20 protein-coding genes and 1 pseudogene are annotated in these 22,083 nt (G+C 45.9%); 9 read left to right on the forward strand and 12 right to left on the reverse strand.

Features of this window, described 5'->3' with window-relative positions; genetic code table 11:
• Positions 1-10: 10 nt before the first annotated feature.
• From PG915_RS08855 to PG915_RS08880, 6 genes are all read right to left on the reverse strand, one after another.
• Positions 11-2,866, reverse strand: a complete 2,856-nt coding sequence (locus tag PG915_RS08855) for a formate dehydrogenase subunit alpha (protein WP_353496192.1) — start codon at positions 2,864-2,866, stop codon at positions 11-13.
• A 9-nt stretch (positions 2,867-2,875) separates the two neighbouring features.
• On the reverse strand, positions 2,876-3,094 hold the full coding sequence (locus PG915_RS08860) for a twin-arginine translocation signal domain-containing protein (protein WP_353496193.1): 219 nt from the start codon (positions 3,092-3,094) through the stop codon (positions 2,876-2,878).
• Between the two features lie 57 nt (positions 3,095-3,151).
• Positions 3,152-3,775, reverse strand: a complete 624-nt coding sequence (locus PG915_RS08865; protein WP_353496194.1) for a TorD/DmsD family molecular chaperone — start codon at positions 3,773-3,775, stop codon at positions 3,152-3,154.
• A gap of 12 nt (positions 3,776-3,787) precedes the next feature.
• The gene (locus tag PG915_RS08870; RefSeq protein WP_353496195.1) at positions 3,788-5,449 is read right to left on the reverse strand and encodes a 4Fe-4S dicluster domain-containing protein; all 1,662 of its coding nucleotides are present in this window, start codon (positions 5,447-5,449) and stop codon (positions 3,788-3,790) included.
• Positions 5,450-5,703: 254 nt separating this feature from the next.
• Positions 5,704-6,315, reverse strand: coding sequence for a DUF3306 domain-containing protein (locus tag PG915_RS08875; protein ID WP_353496196.1), 612 nt, complete (start codon positions 6,313-6,315; stop codon positions 5,704-5,706).
• Positions 6,305-6,796: a DUF3305 domain-containing protein gene (locus PG915_RS08880; RefSeq protein WP_353496197.1), complete on the reverse strand. Its 492-nt coding sequence runs from the start codon at positions 6,794-6,796 to the stop codon at positions 6,305-6,307. The genes PG915_RS08875 and PG915_RS08880 overlap by 11 nt, the downstream gene beginning before the upstream one ends.
• A 134-nt stretch (positions 6,797-6,930) precedes the next feature.
• On the opposite strand from PG915_RS08880, the gene PG915_RS08885 reads away from it, so the two are divergent.
• The 3 genes from PG915_RS08885 to PG915_RS08895 all read left to right on the forward strand — a co-directional run bounded on the left by PG915_RS08885 (position 6,931) and on the right by PG915_RS08895 (position 8,624).
• Complete coding sequence (locus tag PG915_RS08885) at positions 6,931-7,755, forward strand: formate dehydrogenase accessory sulfurtransferase FdhD (protein ID WP_353496198.1); 825 nt, start codon at positions 6,931-6,933, stop codon at positions 7,753-7,755.
• A gap of 156 nt (positions 7,756-7,911) precedes the next feature.
• Positions 7,912-8,268 (forward strand): acyl-CoA synthetase, encoded by a 357-nt coding sequence (locus PG915_RS08890; protein ID WP_353496199.1) that lies wholly within the window; start codon positions 7,912-7,914, stop codon positions 8,266-8,268.
• Between the two features lie 8 nt (positions 8,269-8,276).
• A complete protein-coding gene (locus PG915_RS08895) occupies positions 8,277-8,624 on the forward strand; it encodes a GlpM family protein (protein ID WP_353496200.1) in 348 nt (115 codons plus the stop codon).
• Positions 8,625-8,737: 113 nt separating this feature from the next.
• Here the strand turns inward: PG915_RS08895 and PG915_RS08900 are convergent.
• Together PG915_RS08900 and PG915_RS08905 are read right to left on the reverse strand one after the other, a co-directional pair.
• Positions 8,738-9,896, reverse strand: a pseudogene (locus PG915_RS08900) (IS3 family transposase).
• A 210-nt stretch (positions 9,897-10,106) separates the two neighbouring features.
• Entirely contained in the window at positions 10,107-11,699 is a 1,593-nt protein-coding gene (locus PG915_RS08905) for an ABC-F family ATPase (protein ID WP_353496201.1), read from the reverse strand.
• Between the two features lie 187 nt (positions 11,700-11,886).
• Here PG915_RS08905 and PG915_RS08910 point away from each other — a divergent pair, with 187 nt between their 5' ends.
• Positions 11,887-14,229: an ATP-binding protein gene (locus PG915_RS08910; protein WP_353496202.1), complete on the forward strand. Its 2,343-nt coding sequence runs from the start codon at positions 11,887-11,889 to the stop codon at positions 14,227-14,229.
• A 23-nt stretch (positions 14,230-14,252) separates the two neighbouring features.
• Positions 14,253-15,131 carry a mechanosensitive ion channel family protein gene (locus PG915_RS08915; protein WP_353498695.1) on the forward strand — a complete coding sequence of 293 codons (879 nt, stop codon included), beginning with the start codon at positions 14,253-14,255 and terminating at the stop codon, positions 15,129-15,131.
• Positions 15,132-15,167: 36 nt separating this feature from the next.
• Here PG915_RS08915 and PG915_RS08920 read toward each other — a convergent pair whose 3' ends face one another.
• Together PG915_RS08920 and PG915_RS08925 are read right to left on the reverse strand one after the other, a co-directional pair.
• Positions 15,168-15,413 (reverse strand): Rho-binding antiterminator, encoded by a 246-nt coding sequence (locus PG915_RS08920; protein ID WP_353496203.1) that lies wholly within the window; start codon positions 15,411-15,413, stop codon positions 15,168-15,170.
• Positions 15,414-15,445: 32 nt separating this feature from the next.
• Positions 15,446-15,892 (reverse strand): YHS domain-containing (seleno)protein, encoded by a 447-nt coding sequence (locus PG915_RS08925; protein WP_353496204.1) that lies wholly within the window; start codon positions 15,890-15,892, stop codon positions 15,446-15,448.
• A gap of 116 nt (positions 15,893-16,008) precedes the next feature.
• On the opposite strand from PG915_RS08925, the gene PG915_RS08930 reads away from it, so the two are divergent.
• Together PG915_RS08930 and PG915_RS08935 are read left to right on the forward strand one after the other, a co-directional pair.
• On the forward strand, positions 16,009-16,188 hold the full coding sequence (locus tag PG915_RS08930) for a hypothetical protein (RefSeq protein ID WP_353496205.1): 180 nt from the start codon (positions 16,009-16,011) through the stop codon (positions 16,186-16,188).
• 192 nt (positions 16,189-16,380) lie between these two features.
• Complete coding sequence (locus tag PG915_RS08935) at positions 16,381-16,755, forward strand: thiamine-phosphate diphosphorylase (RefSeq protein WP_353496206.1); 375 nt, start codon at positions 16,381-16,383, stop codon at positions 16,753-16,755.
• A 62-nt stretch (positions 16,756-16,817) separates the two neighbouring features.
• Here PG915_RS08935 and PG915_RS08940 read toward each other — a convergent pair whose 3' ends face one another.
• Positions 16,818-18,833: a sensor histidine kinase gene (locus PG915_RS08940; RefSeq protein WP_353496207.1), complete on the reverse strand. Its 2,016-nt coding sequence runs from the start codon at positions 18,831-18,833 to the stop codon at positions 16,818-16,820.
• Positions 18,826-20,280, reverse strand: a complete 1,455-nt coding sequence (locus tag PG915_RS08945) for a sigma-54-dependent transcriptional regulator (RefSeq protein ID WP_353496208.1) — start codon at positions 20,278-20,280, stop codon at positions 18,826-18,828. The genes PG915_RS08940 and PG915_RS08945 overlap by 8 nt, the downstream gene beginning before the upstream one ends.
• Before the next feature lie 305 nt (positions 20,281-20,585).
• On the opposite strand from PG915_RS08945, the gene PG915_RS08950 reads away from it, so the two are divergent.
• Both PG915_RS08950 and PG915_RS08955 read left to right on the forward strand, forming a co-directional pair.
• On the forward strand, positions 20,586-21,377 hold the full coding sequence (locus PG915_RS08950; RefSeq protein WP_418642279.1) for a substrate-binding domain-containing protein: 792 nt from the start codon (positions 20,586-20,588) through the stop codon (positions 21,375-21,377).
• A complete protein-coding gene (locus tag PG915_RS08955; protein ID WP_353496210.1) occupies positions 21,377-22,075 on the forward strand; it encodes an ABC transporter permease in 699 nt (232 codons plus the stop codon). The genes PG915_RS08950 and PG915_RS08955 overlap by 1 nt, the downstream gene beginning before the upstream one ends.
• The last annotated feature ends 8 nt before the right edge of the window (positions 22,076-22,083 follow it).

Here is a 22,083-nt window from a genome sequence, read left to right on the forward strand (position 1 = left end):
AGGTGACTCCTTACGCTTTCTTAATGTTACAGAGAGTGACTTTGGTTTCCTGCATTTGAGTCACTGGGTCATAACCATAGGTGGTTGCTGTGTTAGCGGCTTCACCGATGACGTAAGGCACGGTACCCTCTGGATACTTATTAGTGAGGTCTTCACCTTGGAACTTACCGCCAAAGTGGAATGGAATGAACGCCAGACCCGGTTTCACACGAGGTGTCACCATCGCTTTCACCTTAATACGCCCTTTCTCTGCACCTTCAACCCACACCATGTCACCATCTTTGAAGCCAATGTCATTGGCATCTTTCGGGTTCACCTCAACAAACATTTCACGCTGAAGTTCGGCTAGCCATGGGTTAGAACGCGTTTCTTCACCACCACCTTCGTACTCAACCAATCGACCTGACGTTAGAACGATTGGATACTCGCCCGACACATCTTTGTCTTGAATTGATTTGTACATGGTAGGAAGACGGTAGATAGACTCACTGTCATCCCATGTTGGGTAATCTGCTACTAAATCACGTCTTGGCGTGTAAAGTGGCTCACGGTGCAAAGGCACTCTATCTGGGAAGGTCCAAACAATGGCACGCGCTTTGGCATTACCAAAAGGCATACAGCCATGCTTAATCGCTACGCGCTGAATACCACCAGATAAGTCCGTCTTCCAGTTTTTACCTTCTGCTGCTGCTTTTTCTTCCGCAGTTAAGTCATCCCACCAACCTAATTGTTGGATGAGTTTATCCGTAAACTCTGGATAGCCATCTTCAAGTTCACAACCCAAGGAATAACTATCTTCAGCGAGTAGACTATTGCCTTCGAACTCAACACCAAAACGAGCACGGAAGTTACCACCACCGTCAGCGACTGCTTTAGACGTATCATAAAGAATGTGGGTACCTGGGTGTTTCATCTCTGGCGTGCCCCAACATGGCCAAGGTAGACCGTAGGTTTCGCCATTGATTGGGCCGCCTTCCGCTACCAGTGAAGTTTTGTGGAACGTATGCCAGTTTTGTTGGTGCGCTTTAATACGCTCTGGGCTTTGGCCGGTGTAACCAATCGTCCACATGCCTTTGTTAAATTCACGCGTGATGTCTTCGATGTTCGGCTGATTGTTCTCAACCGCAACGTTTTTGAATAGCTCATTCTCGAAACCCAACTTCTTAGTAAGAAGGTACATGATCTCGTGGTCAGGCTTAGAGTCGAAAAGTGGTTCAATAACCTGATCGCGCCATTGTAGTGAACGGTTAGATGCTGTAACAGAGCCATGCGTTTCAAACTGAGTGGTTGCAGGAAGCAGGTAAACACCATCAGTACGGTTATTCATAACGGCTGCATGTGTTGGATACGGGTCAACGATCACCATCATATCCAGCTTCTGCATCGCTTTTTGCATCTCTACGCCACGGGTTTGCGAGTTAACCGCGTGACCCCAATAGAACATGGCACGAATGTTATCGTTCTGCTCGATATTGTCTTTGTTCTCTAGAACACCATCAATCCAACGGGACACTGGAATGCCCATGTTGTTCATTGGCTTCTTGCCGCGGTATTCATTCTGGTCAAATCGCTCTTTGATCCACTCGTAGTCAACATCCCACACTTTTGCCCAGTGTTTCCATGAACCATCTGCTAGACCATAGTATCCAGGTAGAGTGTGAGAGAGAACGCCAAGGTCAGTAGCGCCTTGAACGTTGTCGTGACCACGGAAGATGTTGGCACCACCACCAGACTTACCAATGTTTCCCAGAGCAAGCTCGAGTACGCAGTAAGCACGTGTATTGTTATTACCTGTAGTGTGCTGAGTACCACCCATACACCAAATGATACTGCCAGGGCGGTTTTCAGAAAGGATCTTCGCCGCTTTGTAAACATCCGCTTCGCTAACGCCAGTAACGCGCTCCACTTCTTTTGGATTCCATTTCGCTACTTCAGTACGGATCTCATCCATACCGTAAACACGCTGGCGAATGAACTCTTGATCTTCCCACTTGTTTGCGAAGATATGCCACAAAAGACCCCAGATAAACGCTACGTCGGTACCAGGGCGAAGCGAGCAGTAGTGGTTGGCTTTTGCTGCGGTGCGAGTACGACGAGGATCTGCAACCACGATCTGACAGCGGTTTTTCTCTTTTGCAATCAGGATGTGCTGCATAGCCACCGGGTGGGCTTCTGCCGGGTTTGAACCAATGAACAGCATCGACTTACAGTTATGCATGTCATTGAAAGAGTTAGTCATCGCCCCATAGCCCCAAGTGTTAGCAACACCGGATACTGTGGTCGAGTGACAAATACGCGCTTGATGGTCGACGTTGTTAGTGCCCCAAAGCGATGCCATTTTACGGAACATATACGCTTGTTCGTTGCTGTGCTTCGCACTACCCAGCCAGTAAACAGAATCTGGGCCTGATTCTTTGCGGATCTCTAAAACCTTGTTACCGATCTCTTCAATCGCATCTTCCCAGCTAAGTTTTTTCCACTTGCCGCCTTCGAGTTTCATTGGGTACTTAAGGCGGCGCTCACCATGGCCGTGCTCACGCAAGGCTGCGCCTTTCGCACAGTGACCACCAGCATTAAATGGGTGGTCAAACGCTGGCTCTTGGCCGGTCCACACGCCGTTTTGTACTTCTGCATAAACGCCACAGCCCACCGAACAGTGAGAACAGATGGTGCGCTTAACTTCCGTCTTAGCATCTACAGGAACCGTTTCAGCCTGTGCTTTTCTGATCATACCTGGTGCGAACGTATAGGCACCCGCAGCCAAACCACCTGCAGCGATAGATGAATTGCGCATAAATGCACGGCGGCTAAGACCGAGCTTGTTTTCATTTTTGCTCACATTGTCGGAGCGTTTCGTTAATTTCATGCTTTGCTCCTACAATGTGTCGTAATAATCTTTAACGTGCTGCGTTTCACGATAACCGGTTTTCTTCTCGTTATCGGGCTTTGCTTCAACTAACTCAGTATTAGTCGTGGCATGTGCAGTACCTGAAATAACAACGCCGGCGACAGCCGCAGTAGTCAGGCCTTTTAGTAGGTTTCGACGATTTTCGTTAAAATCACTTTTATCGTCACGTTTGGTTTGTTTACTCATAGTTTGCTCCCTGAGTGGATACCTATCCGTTGTGATGGCATCTCTCGTTAGCTGACATTACTTAGTGGTTATATTTTTTACGTCTATCTTCATTTTCGCCTGCGTAGTGCCTGGGTTTTGCGCATAGCTCACCTGCTCTACATCGAAAAATGCTTGCATTAATACCGCAACAGATGGATAAAACTGACCACTCGGCGCAGTTTCAATCTGGCGGCATAAATCTGTGTACCAAGGAGAAAGATGGTGGTTAAAGAAGGCTTTCGCTTCTTGCTCTTTCTGTTGGTCAATCAAGTGCGCTAACACTTCGCACACGGCTGAAATATGATCTTCTGGCTCTTTAACTGACTCTTCACGCTCTAGGCCTAAATGGCTAAGATCTTGGCGAAGCGCCGCCAGCGGCTTATCCATCAGAGAGCCGGTCAAATGCCATGAAGCAAAAGGAATCACCTCACCTTTTCCGACACCTATGAACAAGTCTTGATACTCATCTTCAAGCGCACTGACTTCAGCGACTTTTGCAGCCTCAGCTAACCCTTGCCATGCACTAGTCATTTGATTAATGCCCGACTCGATCTCCAATGTTGATAGAAAATCAAGTAACTCACGCTCGGGCGCCCCACGGCATAGCGTTGAAATGAGTAGGTAGATGTCACTTCTTAGTTGGTTATTCTCGTTATCCATTGACATACGTTCCTAGTATTTAAGTTGTTGTTCAGGGTTTTCAGCCATATTTTCAAACATATCCACGACTCGACAATCTTCACACATCGCAATACGACGCAGTGCCGCTTCATTGTCAAAGTGAGAGTGACCGCGTAACTTATCTTGCAGCATCGTAATCATGGATTGCGGTGCAAATGGCTTACCACAACTTAAACATTCCGCCGCTTTCTCTTCATGAAGCGCGACGACTTTGGTGCGCGCTTCTTTGTCCCAATTGATTTGCTGAGTAAGGGATAACGCAGATTCTGGACACGCTTTTTCACACATGCCGCACTGCACACAGTCTTGCTCAACAAAGTCTAGCGCAGGTCTATCACCCTTGTTGTAAAGTGCCTTCGTTGGGCAAACCGCTACACAGCCCATACACAAGGTACATTTGTCCGTATCACATTGAACAGTGCCATAAGGTGCGGTCGTCGGGAGTGGCTGAATGTTGTCAGTCACGCCTTGTTTGGCAGACAACACATCCAAAGAATGGAATAGTCGTTGACGTTTGTTGCCTTCAACATCGCCAATACGAAGCTCAAGGTCTAATTCAACTAATGTCGGCATACCTTCGCGCAATGACTCAAGGTACAAGATGTCGATGGTCTCACGTGCTAGACCTAGGTTTTCTAGAAGCTGCTGCGCCATACCTACTTCACGATTAAGTACCGTTTGAATGGTTTCTGGCATATGACGACTTGCAGCAAACATGACTTGAGTCGCGCCATTGGCCAACGCAGCGAACCAAGTATCAATTCCTACCGATGGTAGCTCTTCGACCACTAATGGAATCACATTGTCTGGCAATACTTTCAGCGCCATCACGTTATAGCTTTCATGACGTGAGCTACAGATTAGAACAATGGCATTCTCACCACCCTGATGATGATAATTTGCCAGCGTACGTTCAATGAACTTTTGGGTATCTTGTGGTGTAGGAAGTGCGTAGTGGATCGCTTCCGTAGGACATGCTGTAGCGCAAGTACCGACACCTTGGCAAAGGTAAGGGTTTATTTCGATCTTATGACCAATTTTGTCGTTACCTTGGCTGCTAAGCGCTCCAGCAGGACAAGCGTCTACACATCGCTCACAACCTTTTACACCTCGTGAGCTGTGGGCGCACAAATCCGTATCGAGTCGAAAATACTTTGGCTTATCAAACGTCCCCATTAAGCCCGGAATTTCTTCCAGTGCATCGGCAAGTGTTGGGTAACCACGACCAACTGGGTAGTAACCAGGTACGGGTACTTCTTCAGACATACAGCCGTTGAGAGAGTGATCCAAAACAATGTCGAAACAGTCTCGAACGATAGAAACTTCCGCTAAATTGCTATGCGTGTGTTTATTTTGGATATGAACGCTAAACGTACCCAAGAATCCTGAGATTTCGATGCTATCAGCATAGTAGAGGTTACTATGCTCAGAGGGCTCGCCATCAGTCGACAGTAGTGTCACCGAATGCATCGTCGTCAACTGCTCTGCTGTACTGGTGATAATCGCCGTAGGCCCAATGATTAACGTATCACCATGACTTTCATAGCTCACCGTTGGTGGTATTAAGTTCGATAACTCAACGGTGTTTTCAAAAGCAAAGCTACGCGCGCGTCCGTTTTTAGATGTCGCTTGTTGTAATAGTTGTTTTATCATCGCTTGTTTCCAGTGTTGGAGTCTTTGCGCTCCGTTTTTTGGTTTCATATGAACCAACTACACAGGTTTGCAATTACTGTTCCAACTATAAAGACGATAAAAAAACGCTATTAATTAATACATTACCTTTATTTACCCTCAGATCGTTGAGGCTATTTGTCGCGTGAGACATTTTGTCTCATTCATTAAGAAACTAAAATGAGACAAAATGTACCTACTTTCTATGTGGTAAATTTTGTCTCAATATCAGTTTGTTAGGTAGGTTTTGTGCCGGGCTTAGTTTCGGAACAAATGTCATCATCCGATTTGGATTCATGATCTGCTTTATGGTATTCGACAGATGCACTCTGAGCAGACTCACTATATTCCAAATCAACATCTTCAGCACTTTGTTCGGCATCACTAGCTACCTGTGCTGTTGATTCCTGCAACTCTTCTCCCATTTCTAATTTCTCATCAATCTCTTTTACCCAACCCCTAAGTGTTTCCGCTACTTCTGAAGCTAGGGGCTTAACCGCTGAATAGTCATGGTCATAGTCATTTAAACCATCGACTACATTGAACTCTGGCTGCATAAAGAGCTTTCTAAGCGCGGCTTTTTTAACCGCCCTGTCCACTTCAGTATTAGCAAGTAATTGCGATATAGAGAGCTCGTCTTCTTCTGTATCGACGGTGGTTTTTATCTCTGCCTTAACCTCAGACTCTGCTTCCAATGAGTCAGTAGGTGCATTCAGTACAACATCGTCTTCAGTGGCTGAGAGCTCTGCTTGCTCACCTTCAACAGTCGATACTTCAGGCTCAGCCTGTTGTTCGGACTGCTCCTCTAATTTACGCTGAGACCAACGTGATAGAAAACTATTTGCCACTTGAACGCCCCGCTCCTTTACGTTTTTTCCGTCTTACTTCGAGCAGTTCACCATGCCGACCGATGAACGCTTCCATCCACGCTTGGATAGGCAACGGAATAGGTTTAGAAAGCACTAAGTAGTCACCATCCATAAAAGAGCCGGCTACAGCTTGTGACGCTGTGACGACAATCGGCTTTAGGCTGAGCTCATCATGGCTATCCAAAACAACGAACAACATTGGGTTCTGGGAACTTAGATTAAATCGGTAATCGGTACGCTCATCTCGATAGAGTTCTAAGATGGCATGAGGCTTGCTGTTATCCGTGACTTCTAATTGAAAACCCTCAAGCTCGCGCTGGGTGCTTGTCCAGCGTCCTACTTGCTTTTCAACAACAGACAAGTCGATTTGTATCGGCCATTGATGCTCGTTTTTTTCAATAAGCTGAGCATCAAAAGTAGAAGAATGGTTAGGAATGGATTCAGGAGTTTCTGACTGCATTTCATATCCCTAAATTAGCGTAAGTTATTTGCGCGCCAAAACTTTATTGGTAATAATCGTTTAAGCATTAGTGAAAACTAAGCAAATATCAAGCCAATAGCCAAGTGCTACTGCCAGACCAAAAGGATATACGCGTGGTTAAACCCAACATTATTAGAACAAGCGAAAATCCCCTTCAAACCATCGAAGTCGACGTGTTTGACGAATATGGTGAAAAGCTCACCAAGCAAATCGCCTGCGAACGCCCTCTTACTGTCATGCTGAACTGGAAAGAGATCGTGACGTTGATGACGCTCGGCTCAAGGCCTGACTCTCTTGTATTGGGCTACTTAAAGAACCAAGGTTTTCTGTCTGACCCAGCAGCCATTGAGTCATTAATTATCGACTGGGAAACGCATTCAGCGGCCGTGATCACCAAAGAAAATACGGACTTTCTTGAAGAAGCCTTGAAAAAGAAAACCGTCACCTCAGGCTGTGGTCAAGGCACCATGTATGGCAACGTTATGAAGCAACTTGAAGGCTATCAAGTGCCACAAACGCCCCTCAAGCAGTCTCAGATTTACGCGACGCTCGAAGCCCTGACCCATTACAACGATACCTATAAAAAAGCTGGCGCAGTTCATGGCTGTGCGATTTGTAAAGGTGACGAGGTTTTATCGTTTGTTGAAGATGTGAGCCGCCACAACGCAGTCGACACCCTTGCTGGTGAAATGTGGATCAATGAAGAAACGGGCGATAACAAAATCTTCTACACTACGGGTCGATTGACCTCAGAGATGGTGATCAAAGTAGCGCAGATGGGGATCCCAGTGCTGCTGTCTCGCTCTGGTGTGACTCAAATGGGGTTAGATCTCGCTAAACAGTTTGGCATCACCACGATTGCAAGAGCTAAAGGCTTGCGCTTCCAAGTGTTTACTGGCGGTGAAAAAGTCGATTTTGATGTTAAAGGCAGCAGCTAAGCTTGGTGCCAGTCAATTGAACCAAACAGCCTCCTAATTTAGGGGGCCTTTTTAATGAATTTGTCACCCAATAAGAATCGCCTCGCAGCCTTCACTCGTCTACCCAATACAATCAAATTACTCTGTAACGAAACACTCAACTATTGCAGAGTTAGCATGAATCTTATCGTCAATGTTCACAAAGGTGTCCGTAAACTCGGATTTGAATGGGCCACGCGCCAAGCGTGGAAATGCGGCATGAAAGCCAACCTAGTAACACGAGTTGTGGGTGTTGCCAAAGGACAAGTCGTTTGTGTGATTGAAGGCGTGCGCGCAGAACTTTCTACAGAGATCAACAACCCACATCACAATGATGAAAAGCAAGGTCGATATGTATTTATTGGTGGTGAACTTTGGGAACCCAATAACCTACTTGCCCCTGCGTTTCCAAGTTTTATGTTTATGCATGTGCGCAATCTCGGCAATAAGCATAAGTACATGACGGATGATGAACTGCTGTTTAACTTGGCGTAATCCAAAAAATGGTCGCTCTATTTCTCAAATGCTTAATTGGCGCAGCGGCTGTGATGCTGATTGCCATTCTATCTAAAAGTAAGAACTTCTTTATTGCAGGGTTAGTGCCACTATTTCCAAGTTTTGCTTTGATCGCCCACTACATCGTCGCAACCGAGCGTAATATGGAAGCGCTTCGTATGACAGCGCTGTTTGGGCTTTATTCGCTTATGCCTTATGCGGCTTATTTGATTGCAGTTTATTACTTTAGTTATCACTTGTCTGTTGTTGGGACGCTATTGTCCGCGGTGTTGGTTTGGGTGATGTTTGCGTATTTGTTGTTGATGGTTTGGGTTCGGGGTGTGGTTATGGGTTGATTTTGACCTCGAAAGGACAAAAGAGCACCCCTCCTAGCCTCCCCTTATAAAGGGGAGGAACAGAAGGCTCGCTATCGCATCGCCTTAATTCTTAGTGCAACGTTATGTAGTGGTCAACAAATTCCGGACACTAACTTAAGCCGATTTTCGGCAGTAACTGGCGATAGCCCATCATTTGCTTGATGAGGCCGTTGCCTATTGTAGTAATCCATCAAGTAATAGCTGATATCCTTCTTTGCCTGAGTTTGGGTCAGGTATCCAGTAGCTGGTATCCATTCGGTTTTTAAGCTTCTAAATAGCCTCTCCATAGGAGCATTATCCCAGCAGTTACCTCGACGACTCATGCTCTGAGTTATGCGATATCGCCAAAGCCTTTGACGGTATTTAAGGCTACTGTATTGGCTTCCTTGGTCTGAGTGGAACATCACGTTGCTAGGCCGTCCTCGTTGTTCCCAAGCCATATCCAAAGCTTTGCAAGTCAACTCTGCGTTGGGTTTGTCTGATAGCGCCCAACCCACTACTCTGCGACTAAATAAGTCGAGTACAACAGCCAGATAACTCCACTTTGAACCGGATCAGATGTAAGTAATATCGCCACACCAAACGTCATTTGGAGTGGAAACTGAGAACTCACGCTTCAATCGATTGGGGATATCTGGTCGCTCTAGCTTAGCTTGCTTATAGCGATGCGAGCCTGGTTGTTTGCTCATCAGCCCGGCTTCTTGCATAAGCTTGCGTACTTTGAAGCGTCCGACATCGAAGCCTTCAGACTGCAGCATAGAAGCAAGAGTCCGACTTCCGGCAGAGCCACGACTCATGTTAAAGAGCTGCTTAACTCGGCTGACTAACCGAATACGATTGGCATCCGGCTTTCGTTGTTTAAACTCGTAGTAGCAGGAAGAAGCTACATCGAACAGCTCACAAAGAACTTTGACCGGTTCATGCTCCCTCAACTGGTCAATTAGCGAGAACGTTCGAGTTCGTCCGACATTAAGAGAGCTGTGGCCTTTTTTAGTATGGATTTTCTCTTTCCAAGCGATTAATCCTAGCTTCTAACTCTTGGATCTTCTGCTGTTCTGGCGTTAGAGCTTTAACCGCTGGCGTTTCTCCGCCGCGCTCAATCTTTAGTTGATCTACCCAGCGTCGTAAGGCTGTATCGCCGATATCTAAGGATCGTGCCGCCTCAGATATTGAGTAACCTTGATCAAGAACCAAGCTTGCGGCATCTACTTTGAACTCAGGAGAAAATGTACGTCGTTGTCGTTTTGTCATTGAACACCTCATTTACGGTGGAGACTTTACCACCTAATTTGGTGTCCGGGATCATTAAACCACTACATTACGCAGTAACGAGCAGTAGTTCTCCCCCTTTATAAGGGGGAGCTAGAGGGGGGTGCTCTTAAGATCTTTAACGCTAACACCCTAAAACAAATACAAAAAAGCCCCGCATCCGCGAGGCTCCTATCAAAGCAATCTACCTGATTACCCATCAATCCCTTTCGATTTCAAGAACTCAGCATACGTGCCGCGGAAGTCATTAATCTTCCCGTCTTTGATCTCTAGAACACGAGTCGCTAGCGAGTCTACAAACACACGGTCGTGCGATACGAAGAATAGCGTGCCTTTGTACTGCTCAAGTGCGTTGTTCAGCGATTCGATAGATTCCATATCCATGTGGTTGGTTGGTTCGTCCATCAGAAGCATGTTTGGTTTGTGCATCATGATCTTACCAAGAAGCATACGACCTTGCTCACCACCTGAAAGTACTTTTACAGACTTCTTAATGTCGTCTTGACCAAATAGCATACGCCCTAGGAAGCTGCGGATAACTTGCTCGTCATCGCCTGCTTGACGCCATTGACCCATCCAGTCCATTAGGTTCATGTCTTCTTCGAAGTCATGTGCGTGATCTTGTGCGTAGTAACCGATGTTGCTGTTTTCTGACCACTTGTACTCACCAGTACGAGGCTCAAGTACGCCAGCAAGTGTGTTAAGTAGCGTAGTTTTACCCACGCCGTTCTCACCGATGATAGCAACACGCTCACCCACTTCGAAGATAGCATTGAAGCCAGTAAATAGATCGTTTTCGAAGCCTTGGCTCAGGTTTTCAACGTTTAGTGCGTTACGGAATAGCTCTTTCTCTTGGTCAAAACGAATAAACGGGTTTTGACGGCTTGAAGGTTTCACTTCTTCAAGTTGGATCTTATCAATCTGCTTAGCACGAGATGTTGCTTGCTTCGCTTTAGATGCGTTTGCAGAGAAACGCGCTACGAAGGTATTTAGCTCAGCGATTTGTGCTTTCTTCTTCGCATTGTCTGCCAATAAGCGCTCACGAGCTTGTGAAGCCGCAACCATGTATTCATCATAGTTACCTGTAAACAGACGAAGTTCACCGTAATCCAGGTCAGCCATGTGCGTACACACAGAGTTTAAGAAGTGACGGTCGTGCGAGATGATGATCATGGTGCAGTTGCGTTGGTTTAGCGTTTCTTCTAGCCAACGAATCGTGTCCATATCCAGGTTGTTGGTTGGTTCGTCTAGTAGCATGATATGCGGGTCAGCAAAAAGAACCTGAGCCAATAGCACACGAAGTTTCCAACCTGGAGCTACTTCACTCATTAGGCCAAAGTGCTGCTCTTCGGGAATGCCTACTGCCAATAGTAGCTCGCCAGCTTTCGCTTCTGCCATGTAACCATCGAGCTCTGCGAACTGAACTTCAAGATCAGCCACTTTCATACCATCTTCTTCGCTCATCTCTGCTAGCGAGTAAATACGGTCACGCTCTTGTTTGATTGCCCAAAGCTCTTTGTGACCCATGATAACAGTGTCGACAACCGTGAACTCTTCGTAAGCGAACTGGTCCTGGTTTAGCTTAGCTACGCGTTCGTTCGGATCATAAGAGACGTTTCCGCCCGTTGGTTCCAACTCGCCGCTCAAGATCTTCATGAAAGTTGATTTGCCACAGCCGTTTGCGCCGATGAGGCCATAACGGTTGCCTTCGCCAAACTTAATAGAGATGTTTTCAAACAGTGGCTTAGCACCAAACTGTTGAGTGATATTTGCGGTCGATAGCACGAGCGTTACCTATGTGAATGAACAAAACTGCGCAACCCTACAGTCTCTTGCTCCGAGATGCAAGTAAGAACCGCTTTAACGATAAAAACAGGAGGTTTTTTCTGTTCTCAAGAGCAGAGCGCTTATAGTCAAACTACACTAATAACAAATCAATAAGACTCAATCAGTTACGGGAGGGAAGCTGACCATGATAAAACAGACATTCTGGTTATGGTTAATGGTGATAACGCTGAGCTTCCCCTGTCACGCGCGCTGGGATTATCAAGACGATACGCTACCCACAGCATCGGAAGATGCGCTTTCTTTACAACAAGAAATTACCACCCTCCCAAAAGCGCTGTTTATGACGCCCTCCGATATCAACAAAGTACGGCGCCTACTCTCCTACACCTTAGATCAACAAGATCGTAGCATTATTGAGTTTAATGAAGCACTCGCAGTGTATAAAGATGAACCAAATGATGACCATTGGTTTGATGTTCAAAGTGATTATTTAACTTTAAACAGTTTAAGTTTGAGCAAACAGTCTTTATTGGAGCTGGCCTCAGAAAAGACCTTCGCCCAGTTAACTGGCTTTGGCCCCGACGGTGTCACGCAGTTCAAACAAGAGTGGCGAATTACGCAGCTCAATGCGGAATACTTCCTGTTCTTTCAGCTTCGCAGTCTCAAGACTCTGATTAAAGAGATATTCATCTCTCCTGTCCCTGTTATTTGGGTTGGCGTACAGGTCTTTATCATCTATTCATTACTCATGTGGTGGTTAGCTAACCAGCGTAGGTTGTTTGAGCAATTCAAGGCCCATGTCTCAACCTCAATGAACAAACCTCCTATATGGGTACGCTTGATCTGGTATATAGGGCGTGCAAGCAACGCGATCGCTTGGTTGATGGCTATTACCGTCTCTTTGCGAGTACTCAGCAGTATCGAAGCACTTTCACAGCTTTACTACATCGAACTGTTTACTTGGTGGATACTGGGTGGCTCAATTGCCATCTCGTTTATTCTTGAGTTTGTACAGCGCAATAGTCTTGCCACCAATAAAACCGTGGCTGCACTGAGGTTGTCTACGGTTAGACGCTATGTATGGAGCTTTATTGTTGTTGGCCTAGTTCTTCAAATTGCCTCACAGACGCTTGGCAAAGGCACTATCTATTATTGGATAACCAGTGTCTTTTCTTTCTGGTTTGCACTCATCACTCTCAGCGTCATCATCATGTGGAAACAGGTAGTGTTCGAATCGTTAGACAAGATCTCCGAGAAACCGATCATTGTTGTCTGGGCTGCGGCAAAAAAAGACGTATTCATTATCGGATGGATAGCAACCGCCATTGCGACTTTATGGATCGCTTTGCATCATTTGAAAAATCGTCTCATTGGGCTTTTGTCCCGTTACACTATGTTCAATCAAGCGCTCACCTATCTGTTTAAGATTGAAGTGGCTAAGCAAACCAGCAACAGCGCCGACGAAAACCTAGTGCGCATTAAAGGTGATGCTGCTTTTGAATATATCCTCCCGGGTGATGACAGTAGCCCTTTGGTCGACTTTGCAAAACAGGAAATACAGCAACTTTCCAAATACCTGCTAACCAATAGCCCAGCGATTTGTATCGTCACTGGTGAGCGCGGTATCGGTGCTACCCGCTTACTTACTCAAATTCTTAGCAAAGTAAAAAACGCTGAGCCGATTTACATAAACTGCCCTAACTCCGGTTACAACGATCTGCTGATCCACTTGGCGGTAAGCCTAGGGCTAGAAGAAGAAACCAGCGAAGTAAAAATTCTCAGCCACCTAAGAAAGAGCGACACACATTACCTAATCGCAATTGATAACTGCCAACGAATGGTAAAACCAAAGGTGGGAGGATTAAACGACTTAATCCGATTCACCAATCTACTTCGCCGTTCCAAGAAAAGTCATCGAGCAGTATTTTCTATTGAAAAAGCCAGTTGGCGCTTTATCGACAGAGCGCGCGGCGAACGTTTGCTTTTCGACTGGGTGGCCTTTTTGCCAAGGTGGAACGAGGAACAAATGTCGGCGCTTCTCGACAGCCGTATTAATCCTAATATTAGCCACTCAGTAAGCTTCGAAGGGCTTGTCGTACCTAAACAGTGGGACAACGACAGTGAGTCTGAAGAAGACCGCGCGAAACAAGGCTTCTATCGAATCTTGTGGCATTACTCAGACGGCAATCCAACGGTAGCGTTACGATTTTTCCGTTTCTCGCTAAATCGAAACAAAGAAACGGAGCAAGTTGCAGTTCGCCTATTCCACGCTCCTGAATCCGAGGAACTCGATAAGATGCCCAAACCAATGTTGGCTATATTGCGCTCCATCGTCCAGCTTGAATCCGCTTCGCCTGAAGATGTCTCTGATTGTACTCAGCTCACCATATCTGAAGTCATCGGTTCTCTGAGATATTTCCAGAGCAGAGGCTATATTGAATGGCGCGAAGATAAAGCAAGGATTTCCGATCATTGGTTTAGACATATCACCAACGTATTAGACCGTCAGCATTTACTGGTTAAGTGAGCAGCTCAATGATGAAAAGAATGATGATAAAGCGTCTACTCCTACTTCCTTTGGTTTTGCTCGCATCGATAACTTGGGCAAGTGAGGAAATCCCATCTGTGGACAGTATTTCTCAGTTTGCCTCACTCATTCGCTGGTCGGGTGTACTGGCGAGTATTCTTATTATTATGGCGACGTGGCTGCTGATTAAGTTCATGAACTCTATGGTAGACAGTATTGGCGGCCAGTTTGTTCAATATCGAATGCTACTGCAAAAGCTTCAATCCTTTCTACAATTCTTTATTTACATGACTGCGGGCATCGTGGTTTTCATGCTCAGCTTTCGGATAAACGACCACATACTCGCCCTGATTGGTGGAACATTAGCAGTGTCTGTTGGTTTCGCGATGAAAGATCTCGCCGCCTCTTTTATTGCCGGATTAACGGTCATGATTGACAGGCCATTCCAAGTTGGTGACCGCGTCACATTTGAAGGCAATTATGGTGATATTTTGACGATAGGTCTTCGATCAGTTCGAATGCGAACGTTAAATGATGACATCATCACCATCCCAAACAACAAGTTCTTAAACGAAGTCACTGTCAGTGGTAACTATGGTGCGCTTGACATGCAGGTTGTGATTCCATTTTATGTAGGAATGAACGAAGACATCGTATTGGCACGCAACTTAATTCAAGAAGCCGCCTCATCGAGTCGTTATATTCACTTACCCAAACCCGTCACCGTGCTCGTCAAACAGACTATTACCGATAACTATCTAGCGATTCAGCTGACCTGTAAAGCCTACGTCGTGGATACCGCGTATGAGAAGCTATTCGAAACGGATATCACGCTTCGGGTCATGAGCGAATTTCAAAAGCATGGTATCCATCCACCACAGATAGCAGTTAAGAATAGCTAATAACTACACGGGCCTAATGCATAGGCCATTTAGCCCTCATGAAAACACTTTAGTAACAAAGTGAGGGTTTGCGGTTAATACTTCTATACTCGCGATCTGATCGAGTTCGACTAGTCGCTCACCGCTTTGCTGGCTAAGCTTAATACACTCGGCTTTAACGTCATTCCGAGTGGTATCGAGCGCTGTACCTTCAATTTTTTGACCATTTTTCATAGATAACCTTACCGGATATCGATGCATGCACGCGATTTCTACATAGTCATAATCACTACAGCTAATCATTAGAACTCCTTGTTTATGAGAACTTGACTTAGTTATTGCTTTAACAGGCTCGGCCAGTTTAGATCTGCGCTGGCAATGTTGCCCGGAATATTCTGCTGCCATGTGCTTTGCACGGACTTACTATAATTTAGATACAGCTTGTCGTCGTGAATGTACCACGCATTAGGGTCGATTTTTGCCGTATAGCCTTTACTCACTGCCCAAGCGCAGTAACCACCGTACTGGGGTGAGTAGCGGTCTGGATTGGCAGTGAACAGGTCTTGGTTTTGCTTGGATGAGAAGTACCAAGTCGCGTCATTCCAATCATAGGTGTAGTCACTATTACCTTTGACAGGTTTGCCTTGTGTAAAGTAAGCCACTGGATCATAACCGCGAATCGCCTTACCAAAAAAGTCGCTATAAACAGGCTCGAGAGCATACGCGCTAGCGGCTAACACCAGCCAAAGATATAGAGAAGCAAACAGTTTGAATAGTGGCATGGGCTCTCCTTGTTTTGAATACGTATCAGCATAAGTAGACAGAACGAGATAGGATTATCTTTCAGCAACAATGGAGTTTCGCTGCGTACTATTAAGTCACGTTTCAGGAGGCAGTTATGAAGTGGTTTTATATACTCGCGCTCACTATATCGAGCACTGCATTTGCAGGGGGAAACACAGGTGGTACCCCAACCGTTCCCTGCTGGGTCAATGGGGATTATCAAGGCAATATGTTGATCACTAAATGCTGGGATATGGGTGGTTTACCTAATAGAAAACGGTCAATGGAAAACTAAGGAACGTTTATCAAGGCAATTGCTCGAAGTGATCACGTTCCAACAGACCCCTGCTAAAAACAATAAAATTTGTCGTTTTCACAAAAACATCAAGTTGATACCTTGTGGTGCGCTACCTACTATTCCACGCACGTAACGCTGCATTCTTTACCCTTGGATGCAGCGTCGTTATAAAACTTTGGAGTAGTTGACTTGAACAAGTTATCACACATAAATTTCGATAAACTGGGTAAACAACGTATTAAGCGTGAGCACGATCTGTTGATGCTAAACCGTGTTACCGACCGCGAATTCGAATCTAGAATGGCCATCTGGGATACGCTTTCTCTAGCAAGCGCACCACTTGGTGAAGCAAAACAGTTTATCGAAACAACCTTCAATAAACTTCAAAATGACATTATCCAAGCGCGCAAAGAGTTCACCATGAGCTTCAGTGATTTTGAAGTCATGGCGACCGAGGAGATTAACTACATTCGCGTCAATGTCGCCGATACCAAGTCTCAGAAAATTTGGTATGCCCTAATTACAGTAATGGTGCTTGGCACCGTTGCTATTTGTATGCAGTAAGCTATAAGCACGTATTAAACTTATCGCTACTGATAAAAAAACGCGAGGCTTACCTCGCGTTTTTATGCACTCACCAACAGATGATGGTCAGTTTTGTTCGGCAAATACAAAGTAAACTGACTGCCTTCCCCTTCCACTGACTGTACCTTTATCTCACCGCCGGTTTGACTCAAAATGCTTTGCGACACAGACAGACCAAGCCCAGTGCCGTCACGCTTTGTGGTAAAGAATGGGTCAAAAATACGCTTAAGATTTCGCTTCGAGATACCACAGCCCTCATCAATCACGTGAATCAGTGCGCCTACGCTCTCTTTGCCTTCAATCCAATCTTCAGTGAGTACTGTCAAGCGCCCTTTACCACTCATTGCATGAATAGCGTTCATTTGTAAGTTCACCAATATTTGCAGCAGTTGATGACGATTCACCTCTACTGGCGTTTTGGCATGCAAGTCCACCACAAACTCAACATTGCGCTTTTTCGCGCCAGTTCGGACCAAGGTGACGCTCTCATCAACGATTGGATTCACGTGCTGCCAGGTGATTTCATCCTGAACGCCCCCCTGACGACTATATTGCAAAAGGCTTCTTGTGATATTTCTGATGCGATCAATCTGCGCCAAAATGGCGTCGACTTCCTCTTCGACCCGATCGATGTCGGAGCCAAGCTCAAACTTAATCAGCTCAACGTTACCTAGGATTACAGCCGTCGGGTTATTGATCTCATGCGCTATACCAGCGGTCAATTCACCCAACGCCGCTAACTTTTCATTGATAACGAGTTTATCTCGGGTCTGATTCAGAAGTTGAATGTGCAGTTCAAGCTGCTCGGTTTTCTCTTTGAGACTAGCAGTACGAGAATGAACCTTAGCCTCAAGTTCATGGGCAGCTTCTTGAATCTGTTCGTTTCGATATTGGAGCTGATTGAGCATATTGTCGAACTGGGTAGCAAGCTGACTTAGCTCGTGCTTAGAGTTCAACCCCAGCTCTCCAATACGTTCTTCATCCTTGCCAAGCTGCACCATTTTTACAACGCGGTGTATTTGCTCAATAGGTCGGAACAGATCTCTTGCACCTCGATACACAATGAACCCAGAAATGAGCAATAGCGACAAAATGATGGCGGTGACTTCGCCTAAGTTAGTGATATAGGTTTTAATCAAAGGCCAGACTAAGTACCCGGTGTAGGTGATGCCCACTGTATTACCATGCCAATCCACAATGGGGTTATAACCTGCGATATACCAAGAGTCATAGACAAACGCTTTATCAATCCAAATCTCACCGCGCTCTAGTACCGACTCCCTAACCTGCTCTGACACAACCGTACCAAGGGCTCGCCTACCTTCGTAAGAGTCCTCCATAAAAACGTTGGTCGCGATCCGCAAGTCATCAAGAAACAGCGTCACCGTGCCCTTATAGCTATTGCTTGAATAAATAGTGCTCTTTATCTCATCGACAAGCGCCAAATTATTATTCATCAGCACGCCACCATCGAGGTAACCAAGTAACTTGCTATTGAAGTCATACACTGCGGTCACTGTCCGACTAACAAGGGCGCGAGTTTCATTGATATGTTTAGCTTGGTGCCATACTTCTGCATGATCAGAGAGCATAGGGTCGATAGCAACTGCTTGCGTACGCGTCAGCACATCGAAGAAGCTCTTTTGCCTCGCCATCTGCGCATAATCGGTCAGATTGTTGATTTTTTGCTTAGGTATCCAACGTAAGTAATCCAGGCTATAACGCTCACGTTGAGAGCTGACCCAAGAGTCAAATTCATCGTGGGTTTGTAGGTGGTCTAAACGGGTTCGAAACTCATAAGAGGAAGCAAATGCATCCAGATGGTCGTACTGACGGGTTTGCAAGCTTTCTATCTTGTCCTCAACGATGTTGAGGCGCTCTGCCACATCAACTAAAGCACTTTGCCAAGTGTAATGCACGGACCAATATGCAGTGATGCCAAATAGAGCAATCAAGGTCAAAAATATCGGTGCTGAGGTGAGAAACAACAGGCGATATCGCACCATCGAGGTGACACGGTAACGCCACTTGCTGATAAAGCGATTTTCTCTATTCATCGAACCCGCTCTCGTCCCATTCTTTGAACTTGCGCTCTAAAGTCTTACGTGCAACACCAAGATCACGCGATGCAGCAGATTTATTACCAGAGTGAAAGTCCACTACTTGTTGAATGTGTGACTTTTCAACGTCCTTTAATGACCAAGAATTTGGATAACCAAAATCTCCCTCAACCACTTCGCTGGTGCTAGGCATAGTGGTGAGGTCGTTTACCGACATAGTGATGGATGTATTCACCGTACCACCTTTCATTTCGTTGAAATGGTGAGCAGGTGGTTTGTTAAGCAAAATGCAGCGCTCAAGCATATTTTTAAGCTCTCGCACATTGCCAGGCCAATCGTAGTCTTGCATCGCATGCATGTCTTCGTGCGCCCATTTGGGCTCCACAACACCCAACTCTCTCGACAGTTGGCGAGTAAAAAATGGGACAAGATCGGATAGATCAGCAAGACGCTGTCTTAGTGCTGGTACATCTATCTTGAGTACATTCAGTCGATAGAAAAGATCTTCACGAAACTCTCCACTGGCCACTTGTTCGCGCAAATTTCGGTTAGTGGCTGCAACAACACGAACATCGATACTGATCTCTTTCTCGGTACCAACAGGTCTGACGGTTCGCTGCTCCAACACCCTCAACAACGAGGCTTGCATTGCTAAAGGCATCTCACCAATCTCGTCAAGGAACAAAGTACCACCACTGGCCACGCGAAATAGACCCTCTCGGCTTTTCTTAGCGCCGGTAAAAGCACCCGCGGCATGCCCAAATAGCTCACTTTCCAATAACTCAGGAGCCAAAGCGCCACAGTTCACAGCAACAAAAGGGCCTTGTCTTTGACTGGCAGTATGAATTCCTCTTGCGACGAGCTCCTTGCCCGTACCCGATTCCCCTTCAATCAACACCGATGCACGTGAAGGAGCATATTGAGTAATCAGTTGCTTCAGCTGTTTGGTTTTCTCTGAGCTACCAATTAAGTCTTTGCTAACGCGGCGACTAATGTCATGGCTAAGCGCTAAATTCATTCTTTCGGTCAAACGCTTGTCCATACAGCGTTTAACCGCTTGGAGCATCTGCTCCAGATTAAAAGGCTTTAAAATAAAATCAGAGGCGCCAAGTTTTAACGCACTAATCGCGACTTCTAAGTCAGCATAGCCCGTCATAAATATCACATCCGCTTTGCGCTCTTGATCGTTAAACGCTTCTTTCCACTCAATACCAGAGCGACCTGGAAGATTGATATCGAGAATGATCAGATCATAGTGGTTCTGGATACGAAGGCTTTCTGCTTCCTCTACACTATTCGCAGTGTCAACATGGCCAAAGCCTTTACTGAGCGCCTTTTTAAGAACGGTTTGCATGCCGACTTCATCATCGACAACAAGCACCGAGAAAGCCAAATAAGGCGAAGATTGTTGGTTGGGGACATCAGAGGTTTGAAATAAAGTCATAAAGCGTTGTTATTGTTCCTATTTGAGACAGAGTGTACCAATCTATAGCAAAACATCATGGGTAAAAGTGCGACATTTTGTCCCAGCTCAAATTAATTGTAGTTTACCCTATGAAATTTTTAGCAAAATGTCGCACTTTGCCTCTTTTTTCCTATGGAAATTGTGGCATTGTCTTTGCTTAAGGATAGGGCTCGCAAAGAGCACATGGTTTTACGATAAAAACAACAATGGACAATACTATGACCACCTCTCTATCAATTGCCTCTCGTTTGAAGGCTCCTCAATTAATAGTGACTGCAGTATCAATGGCAACACTGTCTGTTTCGGCTTATGCAGACAATGGCGAACAATCCCGAGTCCGCCTTGCTACCACCACGAGTACGTATCACTCAGGACTGCTCGATTACCTATTGCCGGAATTTACCCAAGAGACCGGTTACCAAGTGGATATCATCGCCGCGGGTACAGGGAAATCACTCAAAATGGGTGAAAATGGCGATGTAGATGTCGTGATGACCCACGCTCCCAAAGCAGAAGCGAGCTTTGTCGAGTCAGGCTTTGGCATTGAACCTCGCAGTGTCATGTACAACGATTTTGTGATTGTGGGTCCAGAGAAAGATCCAGCAGACGTTCACGACCAAAAAAGCATTGAAGAAGTCTTTGACCATATTGCCAAAACCAACGCGATTTTCATTTCACGCGGTGATGACTCAGGCACACACAAGAAAGAGCTGCAGATTTGGAAACAAGCCAAGATTGAACCAGACTTTGGCGGCTATCGCTCTGTAGGCCAAGGTATGGGGCCAACACTCAATATGGCGTCAGAAATGCAAGGCTACACCATGACCGATCGTGGTACCTGGCTCGCTTATCAAGCTAAACTTGAATTAACCGTCCTTTTCCAAGGTGATAAGCAATTGTTCAACCCTTACCAGGTTATCGTCGTCAACCCAGAGCGTTACCCTACCCTCAATACTAAAGGTGCTCGCGCACTCAGCAATTGGCTGGTGTCAGAGAAGGGACAATCGATGATCAATAACTACCGCAAAATGGGCGAACAACTGTTTGTCGCTGATGCTGAGAAAAACAACAGTTAATGAGCATTACTGAAACAACAATGGAGGCGTTAAGCCTCCTATTTAGCCTAGACAGAGACCTGTGGCGCATTGTGGCTGTCTCGTTCAGTGTATCTATCTCTGCGGTCTCTCTCGTCGTGTTGCCTGCGATAATCGCTTCCTACTTTTTGGCTTACACCAACTTTCCGGGTAAGTGGTTTTTGTTATCCCTAGTAAATACCATGCAAGCAATCCCAACGGTGGTGATCGGTCTTCTGCTGTATATGCTGCTATCTCGTTCTGGACCACTGGGTGATTGGGAAATGTTGTTTACACAGCGAGCGATGATCGTTGGACAGATCTTAATTTGCTTCCCTGTGTTGGTTTCTATGATGCACGGCGCACTGCAAAGTACCGATAAACGCGCACTTGAAACTTCGGTCACGCTTGGCGTATCACGTTTTCGCACCCTCATGACCTTGATTTGGGAATCGCGATTTCCTCTTATGGCAGCGGTCGTTGCAGGATTTTCACGCATAGTGACCGAAGTCGGCTGCTCAATGATGGTGGGTGGCAATATTATGGGGCTCACAAGAAACATCCCAACGGCTATCGCGATGGAAAGTCATAAAGGCGCATTTGCTCAAGGTGTTGCTCTTGGCATCGTTCTGCTCGTATTGGCTTTAGTGCTCAACTTCCTACTGTCTTCGATGCGAGGTAAAGGCGTACTTCGATCCTAGAAAATTCT

The sequence above is a fragment of the Vibrio sp. CB1-14 genome, assembly GCF_040412085.2.
In the GTDB taxonomy this organism is placed as follows: Bacteria; Pseudomonadota; Gammaproteobacteria; order Enterobacterales; family Vibrionaceae; genus Vibrio; species Vibrio chaetopteri.